This window comes from Synechococcus sp. M16.1, from assembly GCF_014279895.1.
Classification (GTDB): Bacteria; Cyanobacteriota; Cyanobacteriia; order PCC-6307; family Cyanobiaceae; genus Parasynechococcus.
Genome location: NZ_CP047954.1, coordinates 1,847,632 through 1,865,572 on the forward strand (window position 1 = coordinate 1,847,632; position 17,941 = coordinate 1,865,572).

General features: G+C 60.7%; 14 protein-coding genes, 1 tRNA gene and 1 pseudogene. 8 read left to right on the forward strand and 8 right to left on the reverse strand.

What is annotated here, in order from left to right:
* Positions 1 to 56 precede the first annotated feature (56 nt).
* Positions 57 to 311 (forward strand): NAD(P)H-quinone oxidoreductase subunit O, encoded by a 255-nt coding sequence (locus tag SynM161_RS10590; protein ID WP_186541383.1) that lies wholly within the window; start codon positions 57 to 59, stop codon positions 309 to 311.
* Here SynM161_RS10590 and SynM161_RS10595 read toward each other — a convergent pair.
* From SynM161_RS10595 to SynM161_RS10615, 5 genes are all read right to left on the reverse strand, one after another.
* Positions 290 to 2,356 carry a glycosyltransferase family 39 protein gene (locus SynM161_RS10595; RefSeq protein ID WP_186541384.1) on the reverse strand — a complete coding sequence of 689 codons (2,067 nt, stop codon included), beginning with the start codon at positions 2,354 to 2,356 and terminating at the stop codon, positions 290 to 292. The genes SynM161_RS10590 and SynM161_RS10595 overlap by 22 nt on opposite strands.
* Positions 2,353 to 3,021, reverse strand: coding sequence for a J domain-containing protein (locus SynM161_RS10600; RefSeq protein WP_186541385.1), 669 nt, complete (start codon positions 3,019 to 3,021; stop codon positions 2,353 to 2,355). The genes SynM161_RS10595 and SynM161_RS10600 overlap by 4 nt, the downstream gene beginning before the upstream one ends.
* Entirely contained in the window at positions 3,018 to 3,986 is a 969-nt protein-coding gene (cysK, locus tag SynM161_RS10605) for a cysteine synthase A (protein ID WP_186541386.1), read from the reverse strand. Before cysK ends, SynM161_RS10600 begins: the two co-directional genes overlap by 4 nt.
* A 113-nt stretch (positions 3,987 to 4,099) precedes the next feature.
* The gene (locus SynM161_RS10610) at positions 4,100 to 5,605 is read right to left on the reverse strand and encodes an iron uptake porin (RefSeq protein WP_186541387.1); all 1,506 of its coding nucleotides are present in this window, start codon (positions 5,603 to 5,605) and stop codon (positions 4,100 to 4,102) included.
* Between the two features lie 213 nt (positions 5,606 to 5,818).
* Positions 5,819 to 7,246, reverse strand: a complete 1,428-nt coding sequence (locus SynM161_RS10615) for an iron uptake porin (RefSeq protein ID WP_186541389.1) — start codon at positions 7,244 to 7,246, stop codon at positions 5,819 to 5,821.
* 432 nt (positions 7,247 to 7,678) lie between these two features.
* On the opposite strand from SynM161_RS10615, the gene SynM161_RS10620 reads away from it, so the two are divergent.
* The 3 genes and pseudogenes from SynM161_RS10620 (at position 7,679) to SynM161_RS10630 (ending at position 11,926) form a co-directional block, all read left to right on the forward strand.
* Entirely contained in the window at positions 7,679 to 9,274 is a 1,596-nt protein-coding gene (locus tag SynM161_RS10620; protein WP_186541390.1) for a glycosyltransferase family 39 protein, read from the forward strand.
* Between the two features lie 23 nt (positions 9,275 to 9,297).
* Positions 9,298 to 10,428: pseudogene (locus SynM161_RS10625) on the forward strand (glycosyltransferase).
* Positions 10,391 to 11,926, forward strand: coding sequence for a glycosyltransferase family 39 protein (locus tag SynM161_RS10630; RefSeq protein ID WP_255441785.1), 1,536 nt, complete (start codon positions 10,391 to 10,393; stop codon positions 11,924 to 11,926). Before SynM161_RS10625 ends, SynM161_RS10630 begins: the two are co-directional and overlap by 38 nt.
* 40 nt (positions 11,927 to 11,966) lie before the next feature.
* Here the strand turns inward: SynM161_RS10630 and SynM161_RS10635 are convergent, their stop codons facing one another.
* Positions 11,967 to 13,595, reverse strand: a complete 1,629-nt coding sequence (locus tag SynM161_RS10635) for a DUF2079 domain-containing protein (RefSeq protein ID WP_186541391.1) — start codon at positions 13,593 to 13,595, stop codon at positions 11,967 to 11,969.
* Positions 13,596 to 13,622: 27 nt separating this feature from the next.
* Positions 13,623 to 14,582 (reverse strand): hypothetical protein, encoded by a 960-nt coding sequence (locus tag SynM161_RS10640; RefSeq protein ID WP_186541392.1) that lies wholly within the window; start codon positions 14,580 to 14,582, stop codon positions 13,623 to 13,625.
* 87 nt (positions 14,583 to 14,669) lie between these two features.
* Here SynM161_RS10640 and SynM161_RS10645 point away from each other — a divergent pair, with 87 nt between their 5' ends.
* Complete coding sequence (locus SynM161_RS10645; RefSeq protein ID WP_255441786.1) at positions 14,670 to 15,410, forward strand: hypothetical protein; 741 nt, start codon at positions 14,670 to 14,672, stop codon at positions 15,408 to 15,410.
* A gap of 50 nt (positions 15,411 to 15,460) precedes the next feature.
* On the opposite strand, the gene psbD is transcribed toward SynM161_RS10645, so the two are convergent.
* The gene (psbD, locus tag SynM161_RS10650) at positions 15,461 to 16,516 is read right to left on the reverse strand and encodes a photosystem II D2 protein (photosystem q(a) protein) (protein ID WP_006851499.1); all 1,056 of its coding nucleotides are present in this window, start codon (positions 16,514 to 16,516) and stop codon (positions 15,461 to 15,463) included.
* 164 nt (positions 16,517 to 16,680) lie between these two features.
* Here psbD and SynM161_RS10655 point away from each other — a divergent pair, with 164 nt between their 5' ends.
* The 3 genes from SynM161_RS10655 to SynM161_RS10665 all read left to right on the forward strand — a co-directional run bounded on the left by SynM161_RS10655 (position 16,681) and on the right by SynM161_RS10665 (position 17,711).
* Complete coding sequence (locus tag SynM161_RS10655) at positions 16,681 to 16,944, forward strand: hypothetical protein (RefSeq protein WP_115081151.1); 264 nt, start codon at positions 16,681 to 16,683, stop codon at positions 16,942 to 16,944.
* Positions 16,934 to 17,623 carry an ABC transporter ATP-binding protein gene (locus SynM161_RS10660; RefSeq protein ID WP_186542659.1) on the forward strand — a complete coding sequence of 230 codons (690 nt, stop codon included), beginning with the start codon at positions 16,934 to 16,936 and terminating at the stop codon, positions 17,621 to 17,623. Before SynM161_RS10655 ends, SynM161_RS10660 begins: the two co-directional genes overlap by 11 nt.
* Before the next feature lie 16 nt (positions 17,624 to 17,639).
* Positions 17,640 to 17,711 (forward strand) — tRNA-Asn (locus SynM161_RS10665).
* The last annotated feature ends 230 nt before the right edge of the window (positions 17,712 to 17,941 follow it).

Here is a 17,941-nt window from a genome sequence, read left to right on the forward strand (position 1 = left end):
GCTAAGGGGGTTCGTGGGCGATTGGTTTTAGCCTGGTGCCATCACCGTCCCCTGTCATGGCCGAATCCGACGCCGCTGCCCCCGCCAAGGCCAAGCCTGCTGCGCTGCGCAAAGGTGCCTTGGTCAAGGTGAACACAGCCGCATACAGCTCCAGCCTTGAGGCTGGAGCAAGCGATCCCACAGCACCCGATTACATCTTTGAAGGTCCCGGCGAGCTGCTGGTTGTGAAAGGGGACTACGGCCAGGTGCGCTGGAACCGTCCGGTGCCCGATGTATGGCTGCGAATGGATCAGCTGGAAGCTTGCTCCTGATCCAGATCCTGTTTGGAGGGAGGCTCCAGGGCCTCCTCCACGGCTCTGACAGCCGCTGGAACTGACGTGATGGCGGCGGGGATGCGCCAAACAGCACCGGAGAGGACGCCGCTGAGATCCCCCAGCGCCGCCAGCACAGGATTCGAAACGCCGGCCCCATCTGCAGCGGCGGCGGCCTGCCAGGGGTTCCACCCCGCCAGGCTGACCACACTGCGGTAGGCCGCTGGCCAGGGGTTATCGGGCAACAGCCGTTGAAGGGCCTTGAACTGCTCCGCTGCCTGCACAGGGCGGTTTTCCAGCACGGCCAGCAGCGCCAGGGTCCAACGCGGTTGCACAGCATCGGGATCCTGCGCCAAGGCCGCCAAGGCCTCAGAACGCACCGGCTCCCGATAGCTGAAATGGCCATCAAGCATGTGCTCCTGCCCCACCTCAGCGAACACCGGATCAAGCCCTACAGGCCCTGCCGCCAGGCCAGCAGCAAGCTCGGGGAAGCGCTCCGCAAAGGATGGTCCTTCCACCGGGTGCGTTGAACGGCGTCGCCAGAGGGAATAACTCCCCCCCCGGGGACGCTCAAACTGATGAACCAGTTCGAACACACCGCTGCTGCGCACCGCTTGATCCAGCCGTCGCGCCGCTTTGCGAACGGATCCCTGCTTCCCTTCCGCCAATACCACCCATTCCGTCCTTGCCAGGACAGGCTCGCGGTCCTGGCGGCTGCCCCCCAGCTGCCGGCCAACGGTCTGTCCCCCATGGCGACGACCGTAAAAGCTGACGTTGTGCTGGTTGAGATCAGAGGTGCTGGGCACCACGATCAACGTGGCGGGAGGCGTGCTGGGATCAGCACCGCCAGCGGCCTTCACCACCGCTGCCACCGGGCCACGAGGCCGGTCTTCAAAGCGATGCAGCTGATGGACCCAACTCGCTGGGACACAGGCCAGCAGCCCCACACCGAACAGGGGCCACACCAACCTCGAACGCCTGGCTTCCAACCAGTTGCCCCATTGCCACCACCCTCGGGCCAGCAGCAACACAAGAGACGGCAGTAAGGGTGTGATGTAGCGAGCATCCTTGTTCGGACTCAGGGTGGTGAACACCCAGGCCGCCACCAGATTGATCAAGAGCCAGCGCCAAGACCAACCGTGATCGGTTGAGGGCTGCTGGCGCTGCCAGCACCAGAGCAACAACCCCGACAGACCCACCACCAACAACACACTGCCCAAGTGCTCCGGCAAAACGCGGGGATACCAGAGCCAGCCAGCCACACTGAGCACGCCCGGATCCCCCTCCCGGGCCGCCGACTCGAACACAGCCCGGTTGGTGCCGCCCAGGCTGGTGATCCAGTTGTGACGCAACCAGGGGCCAATCAGCACCATCGTGAGCAGAGGCAGCAGCAGGGCCTGGCGTAACCAGGGGCCGCCCCGCCGCATCGCCAAAACTGCTGCCCACACACCCGCCGGGATAAGCACAAGCAGGGCGCTTTGCTTTACCAGCACAGCAGCGATTGCTGCCACGGTGCAGCTCCAGGCCTGACCCCACCGGCCACCGCTCTGAGGATCGCACCAGACCCCCAGACGCCACACGGCCAAACTGCAACTGGCCATCAGGGCCATCTCAAGCACGTAATCCGTGCGCAGTTCCATAAACACCGGGGTTATCGCCGCCAACAGGCAGGCGATCAAGGCCAGGCCATCCCCCTGCAACCGTCTCCCCCAGCCCGCCATCACCACCAGCAGAAGGACGTGCCAGAGGCTGAGGCTCCAGGCCGCCTGCTCCGGAGCATCTCCAGCGATCGCCATGACACTGCCGTTCACCAGCGAGGCCAGGGGCGGAATCTTCGGTGACAGATCCAGCAGCGCCGGCCAACCCTGCCACCCGCCACCGGGAAGCAAACCCAAGGCGCGGCCATGGTCCATGGCGCTGTTGAGGTAGTCAGCCTGATCCCAGGCGGGGACGCCGGTCTGGAGCGTCCACCAGAGCCGATCCACCAGGGTGGAGAACACCCAGATCAGGGCAACCGAAGCCCAGAAACGCCAACGCTGCTTCACACGATCTCCAAGCGACGCCGTTCATCCTGGAGCCGCTTGCGTCGCTGCTTGGCCTCCCGCAGCATCTCGCGACCATCGTGGAGATACCCATCCACGTATCCCATGGTGTAGCGCTCCAATTCGGCCAGAGCGTCTTCCACTTCGGAAAGGCAGTGATACAGGCTCAGTCCGAAGCCTCGGGCCGACGCCGGCGTCGGCAACGACTGGAACAGTTGCTTGACCTTGTCCATCCGGCGTCCACTCGCCTCGAGATAGCTGCAGAACCCCTCCATCAGCTCGTCGTCGTAGGGATCAGCCGACAGTGCCTTGAGTTGCTTGGGGAAGGGATTGATCACCTCACCGAGCATGCGGTCGATCGGGGCGTAAACACGCTGCAGCCACTCCACCAGGGCATCGTCAGCGGCCACAGCACGATCATGGGCTCGGCTGGCCCGCCTCAGGTCCGTCGGCGATGCCGCTCGGCCGGGCTGTGACCGCGTGCGATCGAAGGCCTTGCGGCGCTGGGCATCCCCGAGAACTTCCCAGGCCGCATTGAGAGCCAGCATCTGCTGATCGTCGCCTCCAGCATCGGGATGGTGCTGCTTCACCAGCTGGCGGTAGGCCGCCTTGATCTCAGCGTTGCTGGCGGTGTTGCTGACACCGAGCACGGCATAGGGATCGCTCACAGCTGACCATCCCTCCGGGCGGGAAGCTGCGAAGCAGCACTGAACATCGGGGTGGAGAGGTAGCGCTCGCCATAACTAGCCAGCATCACCACCAGGCGTTTGCCCGCCATGGCGGGGGCTTGGCCCACCCGCAGGGCCGCGGCCATGGCCGCGCCACTGCTGATGCCACAGAGCAGACCCTCCTCCCGAGCCAGACGCCGGCCCACCTGCATGGCCTCCTCATCGCTCACAGTGAGGATCGAATCAATCCGATCGAGTTCCAACACCGCAGGAACAAAACCAGCTCCAATCCCCTGGATGCGATGGGCCCCAGGGGGCTTTCCAGACAGCACAGCACTGGCCTCGGGCTCAACGGCAATCACCTGCAGCTGCGGCTGGCGCTGTTTCAACAGACGGGCACAACCGGTGATGGTGCCGCCGGTGCCCACCCCCGCCACAAAAGCATCGATCTGGCCCTCGGTATCGCGCCAGATCTCCTCAGCCGTGGTGCGTTCATGCACGGCTGGATTGGCGGGGTTATCGAACTGCTGCAGCAGGTAAGCATTAGGAATTTCTTCCACCAACTCCTTGGCCAGCGCGATGGCCCCATTCATGCCCTGGGCACCGTCGGTGAGCTGCAACTCCGCTCCGTAGGCCCGCAGCATCGCGCGACGCTCCGTGCTCATCGTGTCCGGCATGGTGAGAATCAGCCTGTAGCCACGGGCCGCCGCCACCATGGCCAGAGCGATGCCGGTGTTGCCGCTAGTGGGCTCCACCAGCACCGTTCGACCTGGAACAATCGTGCCGGCCTGCTCCGCGTCCAGCACCATGGCGCTGGCAATACGGTCTTTGACCGAAGCGGATGGATTGAAGCTCTCCAACTTGGCCAGGATCTCGGCCTGACAGCCGCAGGCCTGGGGCAATCGATTCAGCCGCACGAGGGGCGTGCCACCGATCAAGGCTGTGATGTCAGGAGCAATGCTCATGGCTGCAGCTTGCCCGCAGAACGACCATAAAAAAAGCCCTCCGCAGAGGGAGGGCTAGGACGTGTATGTGAGGAAGGTCGTTCTGAAGGCCCAACCGAAGTTGGGCTGAGTGATCAGAACTTGAAGACAGTCTGGAGAACGGCACCAAACTGCTCATAGCCCGACTCACCCTGCTTGGAACTGGACTCAGGCAGATAGAAGATTGCCGGAATCAAAGTGATGTTGCTGGAAACCTTGTACTTCAGAGAGGCTTCCCAAGCAAGCTCGGGAGCATCAGGGTCATCACCCTCTTGGGATTCGACATACAAGGGTGCGCCGAAACCAACAGCCAGACTGTGGGAAGAACCGGCAATTTTGTCCCACTGAAGGCCCACCATCCAAGTGCGGAGCTCTTCGACAGTGCTGCCTTCGAGGTCAGACCAGCCGTAAGAAGCACTCAGTGACGGAATAAAACCAGTCTCGGAAGGCTTCCAGAAGCCGTTGATGGCGAAGTTCTGGGAGTCGACGGTGTCACCCTCTGAACCGCAGGACTGGGACTTGAAGTAGCCGGTGCCGAATCCAGCACCACACTGGCCATAGCGATAACCCAATGCAGCGCCCCACTGCTTGGTGCCATAACCAATCTGAGCGGTAGTGTTCCCCTTGGAATCAGACGTGAACATGCCTTTGGATGAATCGGCCTGTTCTCCGTCATCAGCGACGTAGTTGAGAGCAGCAGTCAAGCGGGGCTCACCCTTGGCAACTTGCTGCTTCCAGATCACACCAACGAGACCGCCGGTCTCTTTGTTGTAGACGTTTCCGGCACCAAACTGACCACCGAACATGTTCAAGGTCTTCACCGTGTAAGCCGTGGGCTTCATCCCCAGACTTTCAGTGTTACGGGCCATAGGGCCAACGATGGCTTCAAAGCCTGAAGCGACAGGGAACTTGTAGTACAGGCGGTCAAGCTCAAGAGTGTTGCCAGACATGCCGGAAACATCCAGCTTGCGGAAACCACCTGAAAAAGCAGAGCCGTCCTTCATATTGCCGGCACGCAGGCGTGCAAACAGAAGGTCCTTACCAGTGAAGGAAGTCTTCAGACCGAGGCGGTAGTCGTAGGAGAAGCTGAATGCGTCGTCGTCAGCCTTGGCATCATCGTCCTCAGAATCAAGGGCACCCGTGACGAAGGTGGCTTTACCTTTCAGCTTGGTGGTGGTGGAGAACTGGGTTGCTTCCAGTTCACCAACGCGGGCCTCGAGGCCGTCAACGCGACCCTTGAGGATGGCCAGCTCGGTCTCGAACTCAGCCATGAGGCGACGCAGCTCGTCGGTCACTTCGGTGACGCGGTCGAGGCAAGCGTTCAGCAGGGCAGCCGCTTCGTAGCGGGTCATGGCACGGTTGCCACGGAAGGTGCCGTTGGGGTAGCCGGCGACGCAGCCGTAGGTCTCAACCAGACCAGCCAGAGCCTGATAAGCCCAGTCGGTGGGGTAGACGTCGGAGAACTGGGTGACGCTGGTGACCTGATCAGCGGAAGCCGCGTAATCAGAAACGCCGTTGATGTTCAGCTCGGCGGCATTGGCGCCGGTGGCCAGAAGGCCAAGGGCGGCAGGAGCCACCAGCAGTTGCTGGAAAAGCTTCATTTTGGGGTCTCACACCATGAGAAAAGTGCCGGCAAGACATGCCGACGCCTCGACGCTATTGGTGGGACATCACTTTTTAAGTAAGAACTAGCGAAGGAGCCTTTATGTATCGTTTAAGACCATTCCTTCGCCTGGTCACAAAAAAGTCCCCCACCGAAGTGGGGGACAGAAGTTCTGAAGAAGTTGAATCCCGAAAGGGACTCAACATTTTGATCAGAACTTGAAGGTGGTTTTCACGATGCCACCGAAGACTTCGTCATCAGCAGAGTCGTCATCGTAGATGCCGAAGATTGCGGGAGTGACAGTGATGTTGTCGCTCACAGCGAAGCTGTAGAAGGCCTCCCACATGAGGTTGCCCTCTGCATCATCCCAAGCAGGGGCTTCACCGATAGCACCACCCAAGGAGTTGCCATCAATGAGTACGTCGCTCCACTCAAGGCCAACATACCAAGAGTCGATGTCGTCAGAAACATCTTCGACATCAGCCCAGGAGTAGCCGGTGCTGATAGAAGGAACGAAGCTTGCCTCAGCAGGCTTCCAAGCAGCAGCAACGCTGTAGCCATGGCGATCAGCCGTGGTAGAAGCGGTACCGATAGCGAGACCAGCGTTCTGCTCGTAGGAATAACCGATCTGAGCCAGGAAATTGCCGTCGAAGACTTCGCCTTCGTAGAACAACTGCCAGGAAGAAGTGGTAGTGCCGGCGTCGGTGCCAATTCCCTTAGAGGAATCGTCGCCATCAACAGCAACGTAGTTACCGCTCAACTTGAAGCCGCTACCGAGGGTGTAAACGGCACCAATGCCTGAACCGGTGTAGGCCAGGTTGTTGGTGGTAGGAGCTCCGCCGTAGGTGAAGAAGTCCAGCAGCAGGTCGGAGGGGTAGTACGTGGCATAGCCGGCGTACATGGAGGCATCGTCAGTACGGACGATGGGACCTGCAGTGACGCTCAGCCAGTCACCAACTGGGAAGGTGTAGAACAAGCGACCGATTTTCACGCTGTTACCGCTGCTCATGGCGGTTTCAACGAAGGTCAGGCCAGTGCCGAAGATGGAATCGTCGAAGTTGCCAGACCGCAGAACGGTGGTCAGCTGATCCTTACCAGTGAAGGAGGTAGCCAGCTTGAGGCGGAGGTCGTAGTTGAGGGTAGTGGCTTCAGAACCATCGATGCCGTCAACAGCACCAGCCACCCAAGCGGTGTAACCCTTGAGTTTGGTGGTGGTGGAGAACTGGGTTGCTTCCAGTTCACCAACGCGGGCCTCGAGGCCGTCAACGCGACCCTTGAGGATGGCCAGCTCGGTCTCGAACTCAGCCATGAGGCGACGCAGCTCGTCGGTCACTTCGGTGACGCGGTCGAGGCAAGCGTTCAGCAGGGCAGCCGCTTCGTAGCGGGTCATGGCACGGTTGCCACGGAAGGTGCCGTTGGGGTAGCCGGCGACGCAGCCGTAGGTCTCAACCAGACCAGCCAGAGCCTGATAAGCCCAGTCGGTGGGGTAGACGTCGGAGAACTGGGTGACGCTGGTGACCTGATCAGCGGAAGCCGCGTAATCAGAAACGCCGTTGATGTTCAGCTCGGCGGCATTGGCGCCGGTGGCCAGAAGGCCAAGGGCGGCAGGAGCCACCAGCAGTTGCTGGAAAAGCTTCATTTGATTCCTCACACAGGAAATAGGCGCTAGTGCGCCATCCCAGATTGTGAGGCGCGACCATTCGTTAATAAATGCAGCTTGTGCCGGTCCCTACATCGACATGTATCAGTCGATACTGTCTTGAGCCGGCAAGTCATCCCGCTCAATAAACGATGCCCCCGCCCGGACATCCGGACGGGGGCTCTCGCCGGGTCCGCTTTTGCCGCGGAACCGGATGATCAGTCAGAAGGCGCCGTTCAGCCGGCGTTCTCCGCGATCAGCAGACCCTGGGTCAAACAACTGGAAATCATGGACACCTCCTCCTGAAGGATTGTGAATGCCGGCAACGCATTCGGAGTTGTGCCCACTCCCCGAAGGAAGCCTTCACCTCTCCACGCCACTGCATCCTGAACACCCGGACCATACTCAGTTTTTGATGTCATGAGGGGCCCCATGCGCTCCGGCTCAGCTCCAGACGCAGCACCTTGGATCGCATTGGCTTGGCTCGGCCTGGCTGCTGCCGTGCTGGCCCTGATCGGCCTCGGAGATCTCCCTATGCGGGACTTCGATGAAGCGACCGTGGCCCGGGTGGCCCTCGAACTTCGCCACGGACTCGGGGAAGCACCATTACTGCCCACCCTCTGGGACAAGCCTTACCTCAACAAGGCACCTGGTCTGCACAGCCTGATCGGCCTGCTGATCAGAACAACAACCCAACCCGACCAGCTCCCCTCAGAGTGGACGATCCGTCTGGCACCCGCCTTGCTGTCGTGCCTGGTGGTGCCCCTTGGGGGCTGGCTGCAATGGACGCTGCGGCCGGGAGATCGCTCCAGCACCCTCTCCACCAGTGTGATTCTGCTGACGCTATTGCCGGTGGCCCGGCACGGACGTCTGGCGATGCTGGATGGCACCCAGCTGTCGGCCATGGCTCTGCTCTGGCTGGCCCTGCTGAAGCTCAACGGCAGCCGAACCAGCGCAATCTGGGGTGCCGTCGCCGGCTTGATGGCCAGCGCCATGCTGCTGCTCAAAGCCCCGCTGCTGGTGCCCGCGGCGGTAGCAGCCGGTTTGGCACTGGCCTGGGGCCAGGAATGGAGAACCTGGAACAACCTTGCAGCAGCCCTCGGCGGAATGCTGCTGGGCCTAGCACCCGGGATCGGCTGGCATCTCTGGCATGCCCACATCCGAGGCAGCGAAGCGCTCTGGCTCTGGGGCGGTGATGGCGCTGGGCGGGTTCTTCTGGATGCCGGCGAAGGCAGTGATCTGGGCTGGCGGGTCCCGGTGATCGAAGTGTTGGAGGGGGGCTGGCCCTGGCTGCCGCTACTGCCCTTCGCCCTGGTCTGGGCCTGGCGCTGGCGTCAGAGCCGTTGGGGCCGTTGGTCGCTGGCCTGCCTGCTCACTTTGGCCGGAGCCATTCTTCCGCTGCGCACCCAGCTCCCCTGGTACAGCCATCCGCTCTGGCTGCCCATCGCTCTCCTCTGTGCTCCGCTGCTGGTCTGGCTGGTGGAGTGGCCATTTTCTTCCAAGAGTGCACCCGAGAGCCCAAATCCCCCCTGCCGCTGGCTGCTGTTACGGCTTCCAATGTTCTGGTGCGGACTCGGGCTGCTGCTCCTGCTGCTTTGGCTGAGCAGCTTCAGCAGCATCGGTAGCAGCCTTGGGCCCTACCGCGGCCTGGCGGGCCTGCTAGGCCTCGGCTGGTGTGGCGGCGGATGGTGGCTGCGCTCTGGCGCACCACAGCGACGACGCCTTGGGGTGATCAGCCTCAGCTGCGGCAATGTGGCAGCACTGGCCCTGCTGTTTCACTCCCCCCTGTGGTTGTGGGAGCTCAACGAAGCCTGGCCCGTGCAACCGGTGGCAGCACTGGCCCGTGCCAACCCTGGAGACGAGATCAGGCTGAAGGGCTACGACGAACGCCCCAGCCTGAACTGGTATGCCGAACAACGCATTCAGCGCTTCAAAGGTGGCCCAGGCCGCCGTCTCAGCGACAAGCCGCAGAAGGACTGCATCACCGAAGGCCAGGCGGGGCGATGGACCCTGGCCAACTGTCGGTAACCTGAGACTTACTGGAGCGCACTGTGTCGTCCACCGCGGAACGTGAAGGAACGACAAGCCACAGCGGCCTGTCCGTCGTGCTGCCCACATTCAATGAAGGTGGTTCCATCCGCCAGGTGATCGAAGCCCTGCTTCACTAGGAGATGGATCATCCGCTCGAAATCCTGATCGTCGATGACGATTCCCGCGATGGCACCCCAGATCTGGTTCGCGCCCTGGCCCGCCAGGACCCAAGAATCCGGATCATCCAACGCGTTGGACGCTCCGGACTGGCCAGCGCCATCAAGGAAGGCCTGATCGCAGCCCTCTATCCCATCGCCGTGGTGATGGACAGCGATGGACAGCACGAACCGACCTCCGTGGGCGAGGCCTTGCAGCTCCTGGATCGAGAGGGACTGGACCTTGTGGCGGGCAGTCGTTTCCTCGACCACTCAGAAATCCGGGGACTCAGTGATCGACGCACCGATGGCTCCACCCTCGCCAACCGTCTGGCCCGTTGGAGCCTGCCCAAGTCCTACCGGCACCTGAGCGATTGCATGAGCGGCTTCATGGTGCTTCGCCTCGAGCGCTGCCTGCCGCTGGTGCGTCAAGTGGACGTCAACGGCTTCAAATTCTTCTACGAACTCCTGGCCATCAGTCGCGGCCAGCTGAAGGTGGGAGAAATTCCGCTGCGTTTTCAGCCAAGGCTGCATGGCAGCTCCAAGCTCGATCTCGCCGTCCTCTGGGACTTCGTCGTGTCCCTGATTCACACCGCAACCCTGCGGCTGCTGCCGCGGCGGGCCATCAGCTTCGGGCTTGTGGGCGCCTCAGGCGTGGTGGTGCAGCTGCTATCCACAGCACTGCTGATGGGCCTGTTCAACCTGGCGTTTCAGCAGGCGCTTCCTGTGGCGGTGATTACCGCCGCAAGCTCGAACTATCTGGTGAACAATGCCCTCACCTTTCGTGACCGACGCCAGAGCGGACGGCAATTGCTCCGGGGCCTGCTCAAATTCCTCCTAGTGGCATCCCTGCCGGCGCTGGCCAACGTCGGCCTTGCGACCAGTTTTTACACCCTGATTCAGGCCCATGCGCTCTGGGCCCAACTGGCGGGCATTGTTGTCGTCTACGTCTGGAACTATGCGGCCTCATCCCGATTTGTCTGGAACAGCCCCTAAGCCGACCTGGCTGCCCATCGGCCTGGGAAGCCTGCTGCGGCTTGTGCAGATCTGGATGCCCGTGGTCGGGGTTCACAGCTGGCGGCAAGCCGACACCGCAGCCATGGCGAGGCATTTCAGCCAGGCAGGCACACCGATCTGGCTGCCTCAGATCGATTGGGGAGGTGCAAGTGCTGGCTTCGTGGAATCGGAATTTCCCCTCTATCCCTTTCTGGTGAGCCGCCTGTACAACCTGATGGGCATGCAGGAATGGCTGGGCCGCGGGCTCTCGGTGCTCTGCAGCGCAATGACCATCTGGCTGGTGATGCGCCTGGGCCGGCGTTGGTTCAACCCCGAAGCCGGTTGGTGGGCGGGCCTGGCCTTTGCCATCTCACCCCTGGGGGTGTACTACGGCCGCGCCTTTCAGGCCGAAGCCCTCTTGCTGCTCTGTGCCGCAGGAGCCCTCGAGAGCCTGAGCCTGTGGCGTGAGCGACGGTTGCTCTGGGCCCTGGCCCTGAGCTGGCTGTGCTTCACAACGGCGGGCCTGATCAAGGTGATTCCACTGCTGTGGCTAGGGCTGCCCCTGCTGATGGTGCAGCTCACCCCATCGCCCCAAGCAGAAGTTGAATCTCCTCAACAGATCCTGCAACGGATCAGGCATTTGGCGCTGAATCCATGGTTCTGGGTCTACACAGCAACCGCCCTGGCCATCACGTCCGGCTGGTATTGGCACGCTTATCAATTGGGAGAAGCCAGCGGTCTGACCTTCGGCTTCTGGGGAGGGGACAGTGATCGCAGCAACATCGCGTTGGTGCTGAATCTTTCGAGCTGGATGAACCTTGCCATCCGAACCGGTGTACGCGCCTTGGCTTTGGTGGGGATTCCCTTCTTCGTGATCGGCAGCATCCGCAGCTGGCGGATTGGGGGAGGGCGCATTGCCCTGGGGGGCGTGATCGGGTTGCTGCTCTGCACCATGGCCACGATGAGATCAAGCACCGTGCATGAGTACTACCAATTCCCTTTGTTGCTGTTCAGCTCCCCATTGGTGGGACTGGGATGGCAAACCTGGCAATCCAAACAGCGAGGCTGGCTGGTTCAGGCGTTGCTCAGCATCACAGTGATGATCAGTGTGATGGTGCTGTCGTTCGATTACTGGGCTGTAGAGGTACGTCAACGCAACATCTGGATGCCACTTGCAGACACCATCCGCAGCGAACTCCCAGCTGAAGCCCGAATCGTGAGCGTCACAGGGCCCGACCCAACATTACTCAATCTGGCCCGGAGACAAGGCTGGTTGATCTCAAACAAGAAGCTCACCTCGGAACGCATCGCGAAGTTGAAGCACGCTGGAGCCAGTCACATCACAGGCAGCTTCCACTGGGAAGAGAGCTACCGACCACTGCCGAAAGAGCGGCGAACAATGCTTGAAAAGCTGACAGCTTCGAGCTCAGGTGCCTGGATAGATCCACGACAGCAGACTTTCTTGATTCCAATTGAAGGGTTGCCTAAAAATTTTTAATTCCGAGCCACAACGTTCAATCCTGCAAAGGAGAACAAGCTCAGTTCAACCACGAACAGGAGCGAGGATCGATTGCAGCTTCGGGGGATGTTCCGGCCTGCATTGAAACCCTCTTCAGGACAACAGCTCCCCGATGACAGTGCATTAGCTGATAACTATCAGACGCAACAAGCTTTGAAAGCTTGCGGCCAATCGAGCGTTGCAGATTGCGCTCGAGTTTGAACACTGGTGCCAAGGGTGTGTAGTAACCAGGGAAGGCCACCACCCAATCAACCGACTGTGGCTCTCCACCACGATCGAGATATTGCGTGGACTTCGGGAAACGGATCAACACCTCCCGTTGCGCCAGCCAGGGCAGCACAGACGTGTCGGCAGACACACTGGCCTGGTCAGGGATCAGGGCCACAGCGTCACGCAAAGCAGCGCGGCGCTCGAGCATCGCAGCGGGAGACACATGAACCCACGGCGAAAAACTATCGGGCACGAGGGCCGAAAGGCTGCGATGGGGATTCGCCACCAAGGTGAGCGTTAAGCCAAGCGCCAAGGCACCAAACCAACAGCGACGAATCCAAGGCATGGCCCAAACCGATGCATGGCGCTGCCACCAGAGGACTGAGCCCAAATAAAGACCAGGAACCAGGGCCAGCACATAGCGAAGCGTCACAGACAGTGCCGAGCGCCCTTGCGACACCAGCGCGATGAAGAGGGGAACAGCCACCAACAAAGCTGCATCGACCGACAACAACGGGATCAACAGCAGAGGAAGACTGAGGGCCAGCAGGAAACCAAGTGTTGCGCCAGGGGGAGAAACGATCGCCTGCAGAACCGACAGTGGATGCCGCAACATTGCAAGCAGTACCGAGAGGGTGCCGCCCGAAACGTCATCCACCAAATGACCAAACTTTTCCTGGAGAAAGCGATCGGACAACGATGAATCAACCGCTGGCTGGATCCATCCGGTAACCAGCAAGACCCAGAAAAATGACACCGCCATCAAGCCGACACCCTTCCAACGGGCGGCCGGCTTACGAACCAAAGCCCAAAGCCCCAAGGAGAACAACACCAGCCCGCTGTCTTCCCGAACCAGCAACAACATCACTGCCGCAAAAACGAGCTGACGGTTGCGCTGCTCCAAGAGCGCCTCCACCACGAGGAATCCCAGCAGAGGAAACCAGATCAGATCGTGAAAGTTCTCAAGGGCTGGGCCAATCACAGCACCACTGAAGTAATAAGCGGCGGTGATACGGATCGCCAGCGACTCCGGCAGACGCTTGGCAGCAATCCTCCAAAGCACCAAGCCTGCTGCCGTCAACAGCGAAACCTGCACCAATGGGAGCGCCCAGCTACCGAGCAGAAGCACCAGAGGTGCAATCAGCAGCGTGAGGAAATTGGCATGCTGGCCGAGGTGGAGGTAACTCACCGACGGCAGTTCACCGCCGACTTTTACAGCGGCGGACAGCACCGATGACAAACTGCTTTCAAAAGGACGCCCCTGAACCGTTGACCAGAGCTCTTGCAGGAAGAGGGCCTGGTCATAGGTGGCACTAAGGGTCTCAAGCCGCCAGACCTGAATGCTCAAACATGCCAAAAAAAAACCAGCCGCCAGGATCACCACCGGAGCTGGCATTGGACCTCGGGATGGGGCAGCAGATGCACTGGGATCGCTCATGCAAACCTGACGTCCAATGGATGAAGGTTAAGGATCCTCGGCAACGCAATCAGGAGCTTGAGGCTCCACAGAACCCAGCAAGACGCGCGTCCGTAGAAGCGAGAGGAGGAGCGAGGCGTAAAGCACCAACTCACCCCACTCCTGATCCCGATTGAGAATCACATGGGAGAAGGTGCGTGTGGCAATGCAAAACGCCAGTGCAGAAACGGCCATGAACAACGGCCAGCTGTAGACAGCGGGAGTGAGGGACCGGGACACGGCCGCCATCGATTCAGAACAGTTTGTTGTGAGCGCGCGCATCCAGCGAGGCGCGAGAACCACAACAGCCAAAACCCCAAGGGTCGCCAGGAAGGTGCCCAGATCCAGTCGATCCTGAAACCAACCGATGTTGTGCAGGGTCGTCTCGTTCTGCGCGTTGATCTCGTTCAACAAGGGTGGGGTCTGCCAACTAAAGATGACCTGCCCCCAGGCGAGCTCCTCCATCAAAATTAGGGCCAGGCATGTTGCGCCGAACTTGAACAGGCGCCCGGGTCGGCGCTCCTCAAGACGCGCATTCAAATCGTCGCCGATCAACCAGGCCGTCCGGGTGGCGAGCAGCAATACAAGCACTTGGCTCCACTCCACCAAGCCGCCCTCACCAAACACCAGCTGTTTGTAGGCATCACGGTCCGGCGCGCCTGTCTTCAATCCCACAACCAGCACAAGCACAAGTGCCAGCAGTCCCCATACAGCGCTGGTACGGCCTTGATGGGCTAAGGGATCAGCAACCGACAGCAACCGCAACAGCCCTTGGGAACGGGTGGCCCAAACCGCCAACGCCGTGGTCACACCAGCCAAGACACCCCAACCGAGATCAGGTTGGGAACCGCCAAAGGCAGACATCACCAGCTGCACGGCCATCGTCAACAGAGACGCAGCCGCAACCACCACGAACACAACGGCGATGGCAGTCTTGAGGGCACGACCCCGTGTGTAGATCACAGCCACCAACCCATCCCTTGCGCTAAGCGCAGGTTAAGCAAAGGTTTAGAACCGAACCCTGAGACCGGGGTTCACCCTCCGCACAAGCCAACCGTGATTCAGCAACCCAATGCAGCGGATCCAGGCCAGATCGGAATCATTCCGCTGACGCCACGATCGATCCGAAAGCTGCTGATGGCCATCACCGCAGGGCTCTTGCTGGCCCACAGCGTCGTGCAAGTGGGCATTTACGGCTTCGGGACGGAGAAGCATTGGCTGGACAGCCTCAACATGGACCGCGAACTCAACCTGCCCACCCTGTTCAGCAGCGCGCTGTTGCTGATGGCGGCCCTGTTGATGCAGCGGCTGGGGCAGAGCAGCGATCGCATCGCTGCTCAGGACTGGCGCTTGCTGTCGAAGATTTTCATCTTTCTGGCGCTCGATGAAGCCCTGCAGATCCACGAGATCCTGATCATTCCTGGGTTAAGGCACCAGGTGCACCCAGCCCTGGCATCCACCTGGGTGGTTCCCTATGCCGCCCTTGCCATGGTTCTGCTGTGGCGCTTTCGCCGCTTCCTCGGCTCAATCTCCCGAGCAACGGCATCACGGTTGCTGCGAGCAGGGGCCGTCTACATCGGCGGTGCCATCGGCATGGAGATGATCGGCAGCTTTGCCGTTCGATCAAGCCTGATCCGCCTGCATAGTCCCTGGTACGGCGCCATCACAGGCATGGAGGAAGCGCTGGAGCTGGTTGGCATCATTCTTCTCATCGATGCACTGCTGCGAGCGCTGCTCGATCAACGCAACAGCCTTGATCTCACCTTGCGTTTGAGCACGGATGCAAACGATAACTGAACAAAAAAAACCGCCCGGTTGGGCGGTTGAGGGAACAATCGGCTTTGCGATCAGAGGGCGTTACCGCGGGGCAGAACCTCTTCAGGGAAGACGAAGTTTTCGTGCGGCTGGTCAGCCGGTGCCATCCAGGCACGCAGACCTTCATTCAGAAGGATGTTCTTGGTGTAGAAGGTCTCAAATTCGGGATCTTCTGCAGCGCGGATTTCCTGTGACACGAAGTCATAGGCGCGCAGGTTGAGGGCCAGGCCGATGATGCCGATGGAGCTGGTCCACAGGCCCATCACAGGCACGAACAGCATGAAGAAGTGCAGCCAGCGCTTGTTGGAGAAGGCGATACCGAAGATCTGACTCCAGAAGCGGTTGGCGGTGACCATGGAATAGGTCTCTTCTTCCTGAGTGGGCTCGAACGCCTTGAAGGTGTTGGCCTGCTCACCGTCCTCAAACAGGGTGTTTTCCACGGTGGCGCCGTGAATGGCGCAGAGGAGTGCACCGCCGAGGATGCCGGCGACACCCATCATGTGGAAGGGGTTCAGGGTCCAGTTGTGGAAGCCCTGGAGGAAGAGAAGGAAGCGGAAGATCGCAGCCACACCGAAGGATGGCGCGAAGAACCAGCTGCTCTGGCCGAGGGGGTACATCAGGAAGACGCTGACGAACACCGCAATCGGACCGGAGAAGGCGATGGCGTTGTAGGGGCGGATGCCGACCAGACGAGCGATCTCGAACTGACGGAGCATGAAACCGATCAGTGCGAAGGCGCCGTGCAGGGCCACGAAGGCCCAGAGGCCGCCGAGCTGACACCAGCGAACGAAGTCGCCCTGGGCTTCAGGGCCCCAGAGCAGCAGCAGGCTGTGACCCATCGCATCAGCGGGGGTGGACACAGCAGCGGTCAGGAAGTTGCAACCTTCCAGGTACGAGGAGGCAATGCCGTGGGTGTACCAGGAGGTAACAAAGGTGGTGCCTGTCAGCCAGCCACCGATGGCCAGGTAGGCCGTTGGGAGAAGAAGGATGCCGGACCAGCCGACAAAAACGAAGCGGTCGCGCTTGAGCCAGTCATCGAGGACGTCAAACCATCCCCGCTGTGGCGCGCGTCCTACAGCGATCGTCATGAGAGGTGCTTCATGATCCGTTACACGGCCGAGCCTAGGGGGTGATCACCGAAATGGGGCGGCTCCCCGCACCCTTTTCGAGGGGATGAGTAGAAATGCGCATTTTTGGACCGACGGGATGCCGGTCCCTCCGCGAAGATGACGCATCGCTTCTTTCCAACGCTGTGTACGTCATCGAACTGGCCCTGCGCATGAGTCCTGTCCCGGTGTCTGTTCAGCGCAAGGAGCATGCAGATGCCGATGCGCTGTATCAGCAGATTCGCCAGGCCCTCGAGAACGGCCAACCGCGGCTGCTGGAGCTCACCTGCGAGAAAGTGGAAGGCAAGAAAGTAACGCTGCTGGTCAGTGAGGTTCTCGCCGTTCAGCTTTATGAGAAAGCTGCGGCAGCGGGTGGCAGCAAGCGTCCCGGCTTTTCCTTTGATTCCTGACACCTCAACCGCCGAACTGAGCGTTGAGGCCGTCAGCCACCGCTGGCCGAACGGCCAGCAGGCCCTCAACCGTTGCAGCCTGGTCATTCCTGGCCCAGGCCTGTGGATGCTGGTGGGCAGCAACGGCAGCGGCAAAAGCACCCTGTTCCGCCTGATTTCAGGACTGCTCGAACCCCAGAGCGGACGCATCGCCTGCCGCAGCAAAACGGCCCTGGTGTTTCAAAACCCAGACCATCAGCTGCTGCTCCCCAGTTGCGGCAGCGATCTGATGCTGGGCATGGACCCTGAAGGGCCCCAGCAGCACCGCCTAAGCACCGTGCACGGCCTGCTGAGCCAGCTTGGCCTCGCCCAACTGGAGAAGCGGCCGATTCACAGCCTCAGCGGCGGCCAGAAACAACGCCTGGCCATTGCCGGAGCCCTGGCCAGTGACGCCGGGCTCCTGCTGCTCGATGAACCGACCGCCCTGCTCGATCCCAGCAGCCAAGCAACCGTGCTGACCACGGTGCAACGGCTTTGCAACGACCCCGTGAAGCCGATCACGGCGCTGTGGATCACCCACAGGCTTGGGGAATTGGCCTTCGCCGATGGTGCCGCTCGCATGCAAGACGGTCGGATTGGACCATGGACCCGAGGGCCAGAACTGCAACGGCGCTTGCAGGGGGGCATATTCGAGGGGTAAGTTCTTCGGGTCTCATTCCTCGGTAGCTCAGCGGTAGAGCGGTCGACTGTTAATCGATTGGTCGCAGGTTCGAATCCCGCCCGGGGAGCTTTAAAGCCACAGCTCACGCTGTGGCTTTTTTATTGACGAACAGAGGAATTTCGTGACGGGTGATTGCTCGAAGCGGAAGACTTCCTAAACAGCCACCGGCGAAAGACAAGCAAAAAAACCTCCAAATCGCTGATCCTGCAAGCAATCTGCGACAACTAAGCCCCTAAGGGTCTCTTTGCTGAAAATCTGCAGACAGTTGAAAAGCTTGAGAGAATCCGTTCAGCGTTA